Source organism: Bacteroides sp. 1001302B_160321_D4, from assembly GCF_015667765.1.
Classification (GTDB): Bacteria; Bacteroidota; Bacteroidia; order Bacteroidales; family Bacteroidaceae; genus Bacteroides; species Bacteroides xylanisolvens.
Genome location: NZ_JADPLO010000004.1, coordinates 56086 through 71178 on the forward strand (window position 1 = coordinate 56086; position 15093 = coordinate 71178).

A 15093-nucleotide genomic window follows, 5' to 3' on the forward strand; every position below is an offset into this window, starting at 1 on the left:
TTTATGAAGTTTAATCGATATAAACAGTACGCCCTTTGACAGAGAAACTCACTTTTTCTGTAAGTTCTATCATACGTACAAAGTCTACAAAATCTTTAGAACGCGGCAACTCTCCGCTGAACAGTGTATGCCTTCTTTCTTCTGAAACCCATACTATCCGGATGTCATACCAGCGTGCTGCTTCTTCCATAATCTGTTCCAAAGTAGAACTGCGGAAAACAAACATATCATCCTTCCAGGATACGACTTCCTGTACATTGGCAGTTACTACATCTATCTCTTGATTGTCTGTAACAACAGCAGTCTCACCCGGATGAAGCTCTATAATATCCTCTGTTTCATGGGATGAAACCAACACTTTTCCCTGTACCAGTGTGGTTACCAACTTCTTTTCTTCCCGGTAACTCCTCAGATTAAAAGAAGTACCTTTTACCTCCACCCGGCCATAATCAGTTTCAATAATAAACGGCCAACTATCGTGATGCGACACCTCAAAATACATTTCTCCGCTTGCTTTCACAATTCGTTGATCAGAAGCAAAAGCAGATGGATAGTATAACTCCGAATCAGAATTTACCCAAACTTTAGTTCCATCGCAAAGAGTTATGTCATACTTACCATTTCTTGGAACAAACAGTTTATTTTTCCTCTTTGTATCTGTTCCTTTTTTATTGTCAAGAATATGAATACCTGCTTCATCTCTAATAGCATAATTTTCTCCTACCAATGCCAGACGTATACGGGAGTTCAAATAATATTCGCTCCCATCAACCAAAGATAGTATAGCTTTGGAGTCTCCCGCTCTAATAGCGGTCAGATCATCTTGATACTCGAATTGATGAACATCAGATTGAATAATCCAAAGAGCACCTGCAGACAATAGCAAGGCAAAAACGGCAGCACAAGAAACGACCTTTACTAATAATGCCCGTTTCTTCTTTTTGGCAATGCCAGTCTTAATACTTTTCCAGATTCTTTCCGAGCTTTCATATTCTTTTTCTTTCACGATAGACCGTGCTCTAAAATACTCAGCATCCTGATATTTCTGATATAATCTCCGGTTTCTGTCTGAAGCATTACGCCATACATCTAATTCATTGCGTTCCTCTTCAGATTCTTTTCCTTTAATAGATTTTACGATTAGCGCAGCAATGCGATAAATGTCATTATATCCCATAATCTTGTCGTTATTTACTTAAAGACACACGAGCTGGAGAAATTAGTCGCTTCGTGGTTACTTTTTTTTCAAGAAATTATTCTTTTGTCAGTTACCCGGCCCAAAAGTTATGATTTAGATAAGAACAACCAGACTGTATGCCCGACATGAAAGTTTCTTTTTCAAGCTACTCTTAGCTCGTTTCTTGTACGCATTTACCGCATTCCGAGTAACTCCCATTATTTGCGCTATTTCATCTGCATGTTTGCCCTCCAGACTAAGTTCGATCACTTTACGATAAGATTCCGGGAGTTCTGTTATCGCTTTACTCAACTCAATAAAAACTTCTTCATCCAGCATGACTTCTTCAAAAGCCTCATCCGTGATTTTCTCAATGCAGCGCTGCTCCATTGCCTGCGAACGAATATAATTAAAGCAACCATACTTTACTGCTGAATAAAGATAATCTTTCACTGATTCAATCTTATCCAACTCCTTCCGCTTCTCCCATAATTTTAGAAACACATCTTGAATAATGTCTTCAGCAGCTGTACGAGGAACAAAATGACTAGCTACAACTAAGAGGGAAAGATGGTATCTTTCAAAAAGAAGTTCGAAGTTTTCTTCATTCTTCTTATTTTTTCCCCACTCAATTGGTTGGATAATCATAGGCTTATAATAAAACGAAGGAATAGTAATTAGTTCCAAATATATCTTATGGCTGGACAAAGTTATACTATTTTTCCAATAAAACATATATTTTTTGTTTTCTTCGGGCAAAAACCGTATTTTTGTAACCGATTCACTGGTAGGGGTGCCTTAACATGACGGGCTGAGAACATACCCATAGAATCTGATCCGGGTAATGCCGGCGTAGAGAACTAATTAGTAAGCAAGATGAAAAAAATTGTATGGATGGCCATCGCCTTATCGGGCGTAGGCATCACTGTTCATGCACAGACGAGTGTAAAGGATAGTATGAGAGTAGTAAACCTGCAAGAAGTGCAGGTAGTATCCACGCGTGCCACCGCCAAAACTCCCGTGGCATTCACCAATATAGGCAAAGCGGAATTGAAGAAGGTTAACTTCGGACAGGACATCCCTTATCTGTTAAGCATGACTCCTTCTACACTGACCACATCGGATGCAGGAGCAGGTATCGGCTACACGACTCTTCGCGTGCGCGGAACCGACGGTACACGTATCAACATCACGGTAAACGGCATACCGATGAACGATGCTGAAAGCCATAATCTGTTCTGGGTAAATATGCCCGACTTTTCTTCCTCCGTAAAAGATATGCAAGTGCAACGCGGCGCAGGTACGTCTACCAATGGGGCAGGTGCCTTCGGAGCCAGCGTTAATATGCAGACTGAAGGTGCATCCATGAAGCCGTATGCCGAATTCAACGGTTCATACGGTTCATTCAACACGCACAAGGAAACGGTGAAAGTGGGAACTGGTTTGCTCAATAATCATTGGACGTTTGACGCCCGTCTTTCCAACATCGGTACGGACGGATACATAGACCGCGCTTCGGTAGACCTGAATTCTTACTACCTGCAAGGAGGCTACTTTGCAGAAAACACATCTGTGAAGCTGATTGCATTTGCCGGAAAAGAAAAGACATATCACGCCTGGGGATACGCAACCAAAAAGGAAATGGAGGATTTCGGCAGACGCTACAACCCCTGTGGCGAGATGTACACCGATGCCAACGGCAACAAGCATTTTTATGACGACCAAACGGATAATTATCTGCAAAAGAATTATCAACTTCTCTTCAATCACACTTTCTCAACGGCTTGGAACCTAAACGTTGCCTTACATTATACCAAAGGTGACGGCTATTACGAAGAGTACAAAGACGGCAGATCCCTTATAGAATATGGCCTGAAACCATTCACAATTGATGGAACCGAAATAACCAAAAGTGATTTAGTCCGTCAGAAGAAAATGGACAACAAATTCGGCGGCGGCGTTTTTTCTCTCAATTATACAGTCAACAGGCTGAATGCGTCTCTAGGAGGTGGTTTGAATCAATACCGGGGCAATAACTTCGGAAGAGTTCCTTGGGTGAAGAATTATGTGGGCACTCTATCTCCCGACCATGAATATTACCGCAATAAATCCAAAAAGACCGATGGCAATATTTATCTGAAAGCAAACTACGATCTTACCAGAGGATTAAGCGCGTATGCCGATCTTCAGTATCGACACATCGACTATACCATTGACGGCAACAATGATAAATATGACTGGAGCAAAAATGCCCTGCGTCCACTGGCAGTAGACAAGAAGTTCGATTTCTTTAACCCGAAAGTCGGATTAAACTGGAACATCACGTCCAACCATCGCGTTTATGCCTCTTTCTCGGTTGCTCAAAAGGAACCGACCAGAAACAATTATACGGATGGCGATCCGGATTCGTATCCCAAAGCAGAAAAATTACTCGACTATGAAGCGGGATATACTTTCGCCAACCAATGGCTGACAGCAGGTGCAAACTTCTACTACATGGATTATACCGACCAACTGGTTCTGACCGGAGCTTTAAATGACATCGGTGAAGCACTGACCGAAAACGTGCCGGACAGTTATCGTATGGGAGTCGAGCTAATGCTGGGAATCAAACCGTGTAAATGGTTTCAATGGGATATAAACGCTACATGGAGCAAAAACCGCATCCAGGATTTTGTAGAAAGCCTGCCGGGCTACCATTATAATGAAAACGGCAGTTCTACTTCCCTCCCGACTGTTCAGATCAAGCATAAAGACACTCACATCGCTTTCTCACCTGACTTTCTATTTAATAACCGTTTCTCATTCAATTATAAGGGATTCGAAGCGGCTCTGCAATCGCAGTTCGTAAGCAAGCAGTATATGACAAATGCGGAAGTAGAAGAATTGACTCTTGATAAATATTTTGTCAGTAACCTCAATCTGGCGTACTCCTTCCGTCCCAAGAAGGTGTTGAAAGAAGTCACGGTAGGGTTCACTGTGTACAATCTGTTTAATGAAAAATATGAAAACAACGGTTGGGCCTCGAGCGACTACACCGATACGGTGGAGAATCGGGGAAACTATGCCGGATATGCAGCGCAGGCAGGAACAAACGTTATGGGACATGTTTCTTTCCGCTTTTAATACCACAGGGCTATGGAATTGAATTTTCTGGAAATATTCGGTACGATTGTCGGGCTAGTCTACCTTTGGTTGGAGTACCGGGCAAGTATCTACCTTTGGATAGCAGGTATCGTGATGCCTGCCATCTATATCTTCGTATATTACAAAGCAGGACTGTATGCCGATTTCGGTATCAATATCTACTATCTGATAGCTGCCATCTATGGTTGGTTCTTCTGGATGTGGGGACACAGAAAGAAAAAAAGTCAGCAGTCAGCAGATGCTTCAATCGGTGACAAACCCAAAGACCTTCCTATCGTGCATACTCCATGGAAATGTTACTTACCTCTTTTTCTGGTATTTATTGTTGCATTTATCGGCATTGCGTGGATACTGATCGAATATACGGACAGCAACGTGCCCTGGCTGGATAGTTTTACTACGGCATTGAGCATTGTCGGCATGTGGATGCTGGCGCGTAAATACGTCGAGCAATGGTTTGCCTGGATTCTTGTGGATATTGTCTGCTGCGGACTTTATATCTATAAAGACCTTTATTTTACTTCTGCTTTATACGGACTTTACTCCATTATAGCTATCTTTGGCTACTTTAAATGGAAAAAATTAATGAGCGTACAATGATAAGTGAACACTATACTCCCGAAGCCGTCATACTTGCCAACGGCGAATATCCTACGCATGTGCTTCCCCTGAAAATACTGGAAGAGGCTAAATTCGTGGTTTGTTGCGATGGAGCAGCCAACGAATATATCTTACGTGGACATACTCCCGATATTATTATTGGCGACGGAGACTCTCTTTCGCCGGAAAACAAAACACGCTTTTCGGACATTATTCACCATATTGCCGATCAGGAAACAAACGACCAAACCAAGGCTGTCCACTTCCTGCAAGAAAAAGGCTACCAGAGAATAGCCATCGTCGGTGCTACCGGAAAACGGGAAGACCACACATTAGGAAATATCAGTTTGCTGCTGGATTATATGAAAAGCGGTATGGAAGTACGAACCGTTACGGATTACGGAGTATTTATTCCGGCAAGCGGCACGCAGACTTTCGTTTCTCACACAGGCCAGCAAATTTCCATTATCAATTTCGGAGCGAAAGGATTGAAAGGGGAAGGATTGGTTTATCCGCTTAGCGACTTTACGAATTGGTGGCAAGGAACTCTTAATGAAGCTACAAGCAATCGTTTTACCATTCAATGCACGGGAGAGTATTTAGTGTTTCTAGCTTCTATGTAAACCGATATTAATTCTCAAACATTCTCATCACTATGAGAAAAAATTCTCACTGCGACGAGAAAAAATACTCATAGTAATGAGAACTTTTTCTCATTGCGGTGAGAATCTTTCTTTCATTTCAATAGACTGTCAACGCCTCATAGATCACTGTATAACAACCTATTAAGACCGACTACAATGAAAGTAAATAGCTCTTGAAATCTGCAAATTCTTTCGTCATTTGCAAACTCTTCTTCTCGCCTTTCATAAATTCCTGCAACTTGGCAGGTATCTCTACTGATTCACCGATAATGCTTTCCACTGTTTCAAGGAACTTGGCCGGATGAGCCGTTTCAAGGAATACACCCGTTTCGCCTTCTTGCAAGCCTTCTACCAATGCACGATATCCGCAAGCTCCGTGAGGATCGAGGAGATAATGATGTTCTTTCCAAGTTTCTTTCACCGTTTCACGGATCTGTTCGTCGGTATAAGTTGTTCCTGAAATTTCGGCAGAGATAGCAGCGTGCGAACCATTATACAAATCAAGTACACGGGCAAAGTTGCTAGGATCTCCCACGTCCATGGCGTTAGCAATTGTTGCAATAGACGGACGGGGATTGTATTTACCTGTTTGCAGATATTGATAGAAAATATCGTTGCGGTTGTTGGCAGCAATAAAACGCTTCACAGGCAATCCCATTTTCTTTCCGAATAATCCTGCGGTGATATTTCCGAAGTTTCCGCTAGGTACGCAGATGACGGCATTATCCGCTTTTCCGGCACGCTTCAGTTGAGCGTATGCATAGAAATAATAAAATGCTTGCGGCAGGAAACGGGCTACATTGATGGAATTGGCAGAAGTCAATGATAGATGTTCATTCAGTTCCTTATCCATGAAAGCAGCTTTTACCAATGCCTGGCAATCATCAAACGTTCCGTCCACTTCGAGCGCAGTGATGTTCTGTCCCAGTGTAGTGAATTGCTTTTCCTGTATTTCGCTGACTTTTCCTTTCGGATAGAGCACATATACATGAATACCGTCCACACCCAGAAAACCGTTAGCCACAGCACTTCCCGTATCACCGGAAGTGGCTACCAGTACATTTACATTCTTTTGTCCTTCCTTCTTAATGAAGTATCCCAGCAGACGTGCCATGAAACGACCGCCTACATCTTTGAAGGCTAGTGTCGGTCCGTGGAAAAGTTCGAGCGAGTAGATGTTATCCGCTACTTTCACCAAAGGTACATCAAAACTTAAGGTATCATATACAATCTGTTTCAGGGTGTCGGCAGGAATATCCTCACCGAAAAAAGCATCGGCTACACGATAAGCTATTTCCTGAAAAGACAACGTATCAATCGTATCGTAAAACTCTTGTGGAAGAGGCTTGATAGACATAGGCATAAACAACCCTTTATCGGCTGCAAGACCTTTTACAACTGCTTCCTGTAGAGAAGCCACCGGCGCTTGTTTATTCGTACTATAATATTTCATGGGATGATATTTTTAGTGCTCACCACAGATTACACAGATTTACACAGATATTTTCTCTATTATTACATAATACAAAAGTCTCTTATCACTTTAAATCTGTGCGAATCTGTGTAATCTGCGGTGAACATTATTTCATAAATTCTTTAATAAACTCGTCTTCTTTCAACACACCGTAACTACCATTGCAGGCAGATACTTCGTCGTAAGTTTGCACCTCGTCCGGCTCAATTCCCGGATACCAAATAAGGAACGGGATAGGATCGGAAGTGTGCGTGCGAAGTTCGCAGGGAGTAGGATGGTCAGGCAATACGGCTATTGCTACCGGTTCATCCCAATCTTTCACTGCTTCGTAGATAGGTCCTACGGCACGTTTATCCAGATTCTCGATAGTGAGAAGTTTCAAGTCGATGTCTCCTTCGTGTCCGGCCTCATCGCTGGCTTCGATATGAAGATAGACAAAGTCATCGGTTTTCAAGGCTTCCAATGCAGCAGCCACTTTATTTTCATAATTCGTATTATACAGGCCGGTTGCCCCTTCTACCACAATACGACGTAATCCGGCATAATAACCGATTCCATTTATCAGATCGACAGCCGAAATCACCGCACCTTTTTTCACTTGCGGGAAAGTTTCGGAGAAAGTAGTCATCTGCGGACGATAACCGGGGCTCCAGGGCCAAATACTATTGGCGGGGTCTTTGCCTTCAGCTATGCGTTTCAGGTTCAACGGATGATTCTTCAACAGTTCCTGTGATTTTAGAATCAGGTCGTTAATCAGGTCTGCCGTTTCTTGTGCTTCCGGGGTCAATGGTTTCACCATCAATGGGCGGAAAGGTTTCAAAGGAACATCGTGCGGAGGAGTACAGTCCAGTTCTTTATTTCCTCCCTTGATAACCAATAGATGACGGTACTGGACTCCTGTGTGGAACCGTACGCGGTCATTGCCCAGTTTCTCTTGCAGGTATTGAATCAATACGTCCGCTTCTTCTGTAGATATGTGTCCGGAGGAGTGATTCTTCAGAATTTCTCCTTCCACACAAATCAGATTACAACGCATTGCCATCTCGCCCGGTTTCAAATCCACGCCGATACTGGCAGCTTCCAGCGGTCCACGACCTTCGTACACTTTCGGAAGATTATATCCCAACACTGACATGTTGGCTACTTCACTACCCGGATGGAAACCTTCCGCCACGGTAATCAGGCGGCCGTTACGCCCCATTCGGGCTAACTGATCCATATATGGCGTCTTCGCATATTGCAGGAGCGTCTTGTCCCCTAATGACTTCACTGGCCAGTCGGCCATTCCGTCTCCCAATATAATGATATGCTTCATTTCTTTTGAAAATTAAGAATGAAGAATGATGAATGAAGAATTGGCTGCACCATTACGCTGCATAGTAATTCTTCATTCTTCATTTTTAGTTCTTCATTTAATTAAACGTTTGCGATGCTCATGATGTCGGCAAATACTCCGGCAGCGGTAACTCCGGCGCCGGCACCGTATCCCTGAATCATCATCGGATATTCTTTATAGCGTTCTGTAGTAAGCAGGATAATGTTGTTGCTGCCTTCCAAGCCGTAGAACGGGTGGTTGGCGCCTACTTCCTGTAAGCCGACAGAGGCTTTTCCGTTCTCCAGTTTGGCAACGAAACGCCAGTGTTTATTTTCTTTCTCCAATACCTGACGGCGGGCTTCAAAGTCTGCGTCGAGACTTGGAACACGTTTCCAGAAATCTTCCAGAGAACCTTCAAAGAAGTCATTGGGGACAAAGAGGTTCTTTTCAACATCTTCCTGTTCCAGACGGTATCCGGCTTCACGTGCCAGAATCACCAATTTACGGATGACGTCTTTTCCACTCAAGTCGATACGCGGGTCCGGTTCGGAGTAGCGTTCTTCCTGTGCCATTTTGATGGTACGGCTGAAAGGAATATCGGCGCTGATCTTATTAAAGATGTAGTTCAGTGTGCCTGAAAGCACTGCTTCAATCTTCAGAATCTTGTCGCCGCTATGAATCAGGTCGTTGATCGTGTTAATAATCGGAAGACCTGCACCTACGTTTGTTTCGAACAGATATTTCACACCACGTTGGCGGGCAATTGTTTTCAGTTCACGATAGTTTTCGTAAGCGGAAGAAGCGGCAATCTTGTTGGCTGCTACCACAGAGATATTGTGTTGCAGGAAATCTTTGTAAAGCGATGCGATATCGGCGCTGGCCGTACAGTCTACAAAAACGGAGTTAAAGATGTTCATTCCGATAATCTCGTCGCGGATGGTTTGCAGACTACTGTCTTTACCCTTTTCCAACAGTTCCTGACGGAAATTAGAAAGGTCGAAACCTTCACGGCTGAACATTGCTTTGGCAGCATCAATGATACCTACCACATGGAGTTTCAATCCGTTTTCCATCATGAGTTTCTGCTGTTGGCAACGAATCTGTTCTACGAGGCTGCCGCCTACTGTACCGACACCGCAGATAAAGAGGTTCAGTACCTGATATTCGGAGAGGAAGAAAGAGTCGTGAATGACATTCAGGGATTTACGCAAAGATTTGGAATCGACCACAAAAGAGATGTTTGTTTCCGAAGCTCCCTGTGCACAGGCAATTACGTTAATACCGTTGCGTCCCAGCGTACCGAAAAGTTTACCGGCGATACCCGGGGTATGTTTCATATTCTCGCCTACGATAGCAACAGTAGCTAAATCTCTTTCCGCAAGAATCGGAGAAATCTCGCCCATCTCTATTTCTTTCGCAAATTCCTCGTTCAGCACTTCACAAGCCAGGTCGGCATCGGCATTACGCACACCGATAGAAGTACTGTTTTCCGATGAAGCCTGCGACACGAGGAATACGCTGATTCCGTTCTTAGCCAATGCTTTAAAGATGCGGTAGTTTACACCGATCACCCCCACCATACCGAGTCCCTGAACAGTTATCAGGCTGGTGTCGTTGATGGAGGAAATACCTTTGATAGCCTTGCTCTGCGGGTTGGAAACTTCTTGTTTGATAACCGTTCCCACTCCGTCCGGATTGAAGGTATTCTTTATTATAATAGGAATATTCTTGTGACATACGGGATAGATAGTCGGCGGATAAACCACCTTTGCACCGAAGTTACAAAGTTCGGTCGCTTCTACATAACTCAATTCCGTAATGGTATAAGCAGTTGAAATGACACGCGGGTCAGCCGTCATAAATCCGTCTACATCGGTCCAGATTTCCAGACTTGCCGCATCCAGAGCCGCAGCAATAATGGCAGCCGTATAGTCCGAGCCACCACGTCCGAGGTTCGTCACATCTCCTGTCGTTTTATCCGAAGAGATGAATCCCGGCACCAGTGACACTTTAGGGATAGACTGGAAAGCCTCTTTCACCAACTTATTAGTCAGGTCAGTATCCAACGTGTGTTTACTATGTTTTCTTTCGGTCTTGATAAAAGTGCGCGAATCGAACCATTTTGCTCCGTCAATCAGTTCGGTAACGATGATGGATGAAAGGCGTTCACCATAGCTGACGATTGTATCCGAAGTCTTCGCGGAAAGGTCTCTAATCAGATAAATTCCCTGGAAGATGTCCTTCAACTCGTTCAGCAGTTCGCCAATCTGACGTTGCAACGACACTTGCTTTTCTCCGGCAGGAATCACCTCCTTAATCATCTCCACATGACGGTAAACGATTTCGCGGAACTCGCCCTCGTATGCTGAATCTCCTGCTGCCGCCATCTTTGATGTATTTATCAATTTGTCAGTGATGCCTCCCAATGCGGAAACAACTACAATTACCGGCTCACTTGCCGACTCTACAATTCTCTTTACGCTTAAAATGCTGTTCACGGAACCTACGGACGTCCCGCCGAATTTCATTACTTTCATGAAGATACTTATTTAAATGCAATGTCCTGCAGTTTACTTTTTACAGAACGATTGGTTGTTTACGAATAAAATTGAAATTGAATTTTGCCTGCTTATACAAGCGTGAATCACGTAGATACACAAAAACTATCCATTAACCCCTAAGGGTCATGGTACACATGGATGTGACTGTATGTGGATAGTACTTCATCATAGTCCTTGTTTCTACTCTTGTTTTTGATAAGTGTCGCAAAAGTAATAATAAAAACGTTCAATCTATCACTTTTTTCGGTTTTTTTCTGATAAAAAGAATCTTCCGTCTTCTATTCGTCCTGTCATCCGCCTTTACTTTTATGACATTTTGCTACTTATATATCAAATATATTATTATATTTGCGAAAACAATCGCACAAAATCAGCTTATGAATCCATTAAATACTTCCGTATTGCTAATATACACCGGTGGAACAATTGGCATGATCGAGAATGCCGCGACAGGTGCTCTGGAGAACTTTAACTTCGAGCAACTGCAAAAGTATATCCCCGAACTGCAAAAGTTCAACTTCCCGATTGACACCTATCAGTTTGATCCTCCAATGGATTCGTCGGACATGGAACCGGATATGTGGCGGAAGCTGGTACGCATCATTCATGAAAATTACGACCGCTACCACGGCTTCGTCATCCTGCACGGAACGGATACGATGGCTTACACTGCTTCTGCATTAAGTTTTATGCTCGAAGGGCTCGATAAACCTGTTATCCTCACAGGTTCACAACTTCCCATAGGTGTACTCCGCACGGACGGAAAGGAAAATCTGATGACCAGCATCGAGATTGCCGTCGCACAAAACAAGGAAGGGAGAGCGCTCGTACCGGAAGTGTGCATCTTCTTTGAAAATCATCTGATGCGGGGAAACCGCACAACCAAGATGAATGCGGAAAACTTCAACGCGTTCCGTTCTTTCAATTACCCGGTATTGGCGGAAGCCGGAATCCATATCAAATATAATAATGTGCAGATTCACGTAAATGGTGAAGAGCGGGAATTGAAGCCTCATTATCTCCTAGATACCAATGTTGTGGTACTGAAACTCTTCCCGGGCATCCAGGAAAATGTGATTGCCGCCATTCTGGGGATTGACGGATTGAAGGCTGTCGTGCTCGAAACATACGGTTCGGGAAATGCTCCCCGGAAGGAATGGTTCATACGTCGGCTTTGTCAGGCCAGCGAACGTGGAATTGTGATTGTCAACGTGACGCAATGCAGCGCAGGAATGGTAGAGATGGAACGTTATGAAACGGGCTACCAGTTGTTGCAGGCAGGTGTTGTCTCCGGATATGACAGTACGACGGAATCTGCTGTGACGAAATTAATGTTCTTATTGGGACATGGATATACAGCGGACGAGGTGCGCGACCGGATGAACCGTTCGATGGCAGGAGAGATAACTCTGTAAATTCCCTGTTTGTTTTACGCATTGAACAGATTTTATCTGAATTTGTTTTGCGCGTTGAACAAATTATGTCTATTTTTGTATTCCATAGAAAACAAATAAAGATATGGATACACTAATCAGAAGATACAAAAGGTTATTAACAGCTACCTCCACAACCTATATCAGAAGCCTGATGAATACAATCAATTGGGATAACCGTCTGATTGCTATCCGGGGAGCTCGCGGAGTTGGGAAAACAACTTTAATGCTTCAATACTTAAAACTTCATTATGCCAATGATAGCCAAAGTGCCTTATATACAAGTTTAGATAGTCTGTATTTCACACAGCATTCTCTTAGCGAACTCGCCGAACAGTTTTACCTGAAAGGAGGTAAATGCCTGTTTTTGGATGAAGTGCACAAATATCCGTCATGGAGCAAGGAAATTAAAAATATATATGATGAGTTTCCTGAACTGAAAATAGTATTCACCGGGTCATCCTTACTCCAACTGCTGAATGCGGAGGCCGACTTGTCTCGTCGATGTATATCATATAATATGCAAGGGCTATCCTACCGTGAATATCTGAATTTATACCATCAGATTGACATCCGCCCTTACACGCTGGAAGAGATATTGGACAATAGTGATGGAATTTGTAATGAAGTGAATTCCCAATGCCGTCCCCTCGCCTATTTTGAAGACTATTTGAAACATGGATACTATCCTTTTTATTTGGAAGGAAATGCGGAATACTACACACGTATCGAAAATATAGCCAACCTGATACTCGAAATCGAACTTCCCCAGCAATGCGGAGTGGACATCAGTAACGTGCGAAAACTAAAAAGTCTGCTGGGAATCCTCTCCTCCGAAGTGCCTTTTATGGTGGACATCACTAAACTCTCTGCTATGGCAGAACTTTCACGTACTACTATTTTGGCCTATTTACAGTATCTGGACAGAGCTAAATTAATCCACCTTCTTTATTCGGATAATGACTCTATCAAAAAGTTACAAAAACCGGATAAGATTTATATGGAAAATACCAACCTGCTTTATGCATTGACCTTTAAAGATGTAAACAAAGGAACATTGAGAGAGGTGTTCATGGTAAACCAACTCGCCTATCAACATCGTGTGGAATATTGCACGCGTAGCGCAGACTATACGATAGACAGTAAATATACAATAGAAGTTGGCGGGAAAAGCAAAGACGGGAAACAGATAGCTAACAGTAAACAAGCATTTATTGCCGCAGATGATATTGAATATTCGGCCGGAAATAAGATTCCACTCTGGGCATTCGGATTTTTATATTAAAGAAAGAGAATATGGCAAAAGAGAAAACCGTATATGTATGCAGTAATTGCGGACAGGATTCACCGAAATGGGTGGGTAAATGTCCGTCGTGTGGAGAATGGAATACGTATGTTGAGGAAATCGTACGGAAAGAACCTACCAACCGCCGTCCGGTGTCGGGCATTGAGACACAGAAACCCAAACCACTGGCACTTAGCGATATTGAAGCGGACGACGAGCCACGCATCAATATGCACGATGATGAATTGAATCGCGTATTGGGTGGCGGACTTGTGCCGGGTTCTCTTGTCCTGATAGGCGGTGAGCCGGGAATCGGTAAATCCACGCTCGTCATGCAGACCGTACTGCACATGCCGGAAAAGAAAATCCTTTATGTGTCCGGTGAAGAAAGTGCACGGCAGCTTAAACTCCGTGCCGACCGTCTCTCTGATACTTCCAGCGATTGCCTGATTGTTTGTGAGACTTCGCTCGAACAAATTTATGTGCATATCAAGAATACGAATCCCGATTTAGTGATTATTGACTCTATACAGACTATTTCCACCGAGAGTATCGAATCATCTCCTGGAAGTATTGCGCAAGTCAGAGAGTGTTCGGCATCTATTCTTCGTTTCGCGAAAGAAACGCATACTCCTGTGTTGCTGATCGGTCATATCAATAAGGAAGGAAGTATTGCAGGACCTAAAGTGCTGGAACATATCGTAGATACCGTTCTTCAATTTGAAGGCGATCAGCATTATATGTATCGTATTCTGCGCAGTATCAAGAATCGTTTCGGCAGTACGGCAGAGTTAGGTATTTATGAAATGCGTCAGGATGGGTTGCGCCAGGTGAATAATCCTTCCGAGCTTTTGCTTAGTCAGGATCATGAGGGAATGAGTGGAGTAGCTATTGCTTCCGCTATCGAAGGGATCCGCCCGTTCTTGATCGAGACACAGGCTTTAGTCAGTTCTGCTGTTTATGGAAATCCTCAACGTTCGGCAACCGGTTTTGATTTAAGAAGAATGAATATGCTGCTGGCTGTTCTCGAAAAGCGTGTCGGATTTAAGCTGGCACAGAAAGATGTGTTCCTGAATATTGCCGGAGGACTGAAGGTGAATGACCCGGCTATCGACTTGCCGGTTATCAGTGCCATCCTTTCTTCCAATATGGACGCAGCCATTGAACCGGAAGTTTGCATGGCGGGAGAAATCGGATTGTCGGGAGAGATACGTCCTGTGAATCGAATAGAACAACGTATCGGTGAAGCCGAGAAATTGGGTTTTAAACGGTTCTTGTTGCCAAAATACAATCTGCAAGGTATTGACACTACGAAACTGAAGATCGAATTAGTGCCGGTAAGAAAGGTAGAGGAAGCATTCAGAGCTCTATTCGGATAGGGCACTGATAAATAGTCACTGATAAATAAATGATCCGCTTTATCAATTTTATAGTCAAAAATAATATCAACAATAACT

11 protein-coding genes and 1 riboswitch are annotated in these 15093 nt (G+C 43.4%); of the genes, 6 read left to right on the top strand and 5 right to left on the bottom strand.

The window, feature by feature from the left end; genetic code table 11:
• Positions 1-10: 10 nt before the first annotated feature.
• Both KFO40_RS02565 and KFO40_RS02570 read right to left on the bottom strand, forming a co-directional pair.
• A complete protein-coding gene (locus KFO40_RS02565) occupies positions 11-1177 on the bottom strand; it encodes a FecR family protein (RefSeq protein ID WP_004315256.1) in 1167 nt (388 codons plus the stop codon).
• A 114-nt stretch (positions 1178-1291) separates the two neighbouring features.
• Complete coding sequence (locus tag KFO40_RS02570) at positions 1292-1912, bottom strand: RNA polymerase sigma factor (protein ID WP_008020090.1); 621 nt, start codon at positions 1910-1912, stop codon at positions 1292-1294.
• Between the two features lie 44 nt (positions 1913-1956).
• Positions 1957-2053: riboswitch (TPP riboswitch) on the top strand.
• On the opposite strand from KFO40_RS02570, the gene KFO40_RS02575 reads away from it, so the two are divergent.
• Genes KFO40_RS02575 through KFO40_RS02585 form a run of 3 tightly spaced genes read left to right on the top strand, consistent with a single transcriptional unit; the run spans position 2054 to position 5547 of the window.
• Complete coding sequence (locus KFO40_RS02575) at positions 2054-4303, top strand: TonB-dependent receptor (RefSeq protein WP_128859434.1); 2250 nt, start codon at positions 2054-2056, stop codon at positions 4301-4303. It begins immediately after the preceding riboswitch.
• A gap of 12 nt (positions 4304-4315) precedes the next feature.
• Positions 4316-4924, top strand: coding sequence for a nicotinamide riboside transporter PnuC (gene pnuC / locus KFO40_RS02580; RefSeq protein WP_004315259.1), 609 nt, complete (start codon positions 4316-4318; stop codon positions 4922-4924).
• A complete protein-coding gene (locus tag KFO40_RS02585; protein ID WP_004315260.1) occupies positions 4921-5547 on the top strand; it encodes a thiamine diphosphokinase in 627 nt (208 codons plus the stop codon). The genes pnuC and KFO40_RS02585 overlap by 4 nt, the downstream gene beginning before the upstream one ends.
• A 172-nt stretch (positions 5548-5719) precedes the next feature.
• Here the strand turns inward: KFO40_RS02585 and thrC are convergent, their stop codons facing one another.
• The 3 genes from thrC to thrA form a co-directional block, all read right to left on the bottom strand.
• Positions 5720-7021, bottom strand: a complete 1302-nt coding sequence (gene thrC / locus KFO40_RS02590) for a threonine synthase (RefSeq protein WP_015531327.1) — start codon at positions 7019-7021, stop codon at positions 5720-5722.
• A 127-nt stretch (positions 7022-7148) separates the two neighbouring features.
• A complete protein-coding gene (locus KFO40_RS02595) occupies positions 7149-8357 on the bottom strand; it encodes a cofactor-independent phosphoglycerate mutase (protein WP_004315262.1) in 1209 nt (402 codons plus the stop codon).
• 101 nt (positions 8358-8458) lie between these two features.
• Positions 8459-10894 carry a bifunctional aspartate kinase/homoserine dehydrogenase I gene (thrA, locus tag KFO40_RS02600; RefSeq protein ID WP_004315263.1) on the bottom strand — a complete coding sequence of 812 codons (2436 nt, stop codon included), beginning with the start codon at positions 10892-10894 and terminating at the stop codon, positions 8459-8461.
• A 401-nt stretch (positions 10895-11295) separates the two neighbouring features.
• Here thrA and KFO40_RS02605 point away from each other — a divergent pair, with 401 nt between their 5' ends.
• The 3 genes from KFO40_RS02605 to radA all read left to right on the top strand — a co-directional run bounded on the left by KFO40_RS02605 (position 11296) and on the right by radA (position 15015).
• Positions 11296-12333, top strand: coding sequence for an asparaginase (locus KFO40_RS02605; protein ID WP_008025258.1), 1038 nt, complete (start codon positions 11296-11298; stop codon positions 12331-12333).
• A 103-nt stretch (positions 12334-12436) separates the two neighbouring features.
• Entirely contained in the window at positions 12437-13636 is a 1200-nt protein-coding gene (locus KFO40_RS02610; protein ID WP_008025260.1) for an ATP-binding protein, read from the top strand.
• Positions 13637-13647: 11 nt separating this feature from the next.
• Positions 13648-15015, top strand: a complete 1368-nt coding sequence (radA, locus tag KFO40_RS02615; RefSeq protein ID WP_015531323.1) for a DNA repair protein RadA — start codon at positions 13648-13650, stop codon at positions 15013-15015.
• Positions 15016-15093: the final 78 nt, after the last annotated feature.

What these genes read in the sequence shown, in the direction of transcription:
- KFO40_RS02570 (WP_008020090.1), bottom strand. Translation starts at nt 1,912, where the DNA reads ATGTTTTATTGGAAAAATAGTATAACTTTGTCCAGCCATAAGATATAT.
- radA (WP_015531323.1), top strand. Translation starts at nt 13,648, where the DNA reads ATGGCAAAAGAGAAAACCGTATATGTATGCAGTAATTGCGGACAGGAT.
- thrC (WP_015531327.1), bottom strand. Translation starts at nt 7,021, where the DNA reads ATGAAATATTATAGTACGAATAAACAAGCGCCGGTGGCTTCTCTACAG.
- KFO40_RS02610 (WP_008025260.1), top strand. Translation starts at nt 12,437, where the DNA reads ATGGATACACTAATCAGAAGATACAAAAGGTTATTAACAGCTACCTCC.
- KFO40_RS02605 (WP_008025258.1), top strand. Translation starts at nt 11,296, where the DNA reads ATGAATCCATTAAATACTTCCGTATTGCTAATATACACCGGTGGAACA.
- KFO40_RS02585 (WP_004315260.1), top strand. Translation starts at nt 4,921, where the DNA reads ATGATAAGTGAACACTATACTCCCGAAGCCGTCATACTTGCCAACGGC.
- KFO40_RS02565 (WP_004315256.1), bottom strand. Translation starts at nt 1,177, where the DNA reads ATGGGATATAATGACATTTATCGCATTGCTGCGCTAATCGTAAAATCT.
- pnuC (WP_004315259.1), top strand. Translation starts at nt 4,316, where the DNA reads ATGGAATTGAATTTTCTGGAAATATTCGGTACGATTGTCGGGCTAGTC.
- thrA (WP_004315263.1), bottom strand. Translation starts at nt 10,894, where the DNA reads ATGAAAGTAATGAAATTCGGCGGGACGTCCGTAGGTTCCGTGAACAGC.
- KFO40_RS02575 (WP_128859434.1), top strand. Translation starts at nt 2,054, where the DNA reads ATGAAAAAAATTGTATGGATGGCCATCGCCTTATCGGGCGTAGGCATC.
- KFO40_RS02595 (WP_004315262.1), bottom strand. Translation starts at nt 8,357, where the DNA reads ATGAAGCATATCATTATATTGGGAGACGGAATGGCCGACTGGCCAGTG.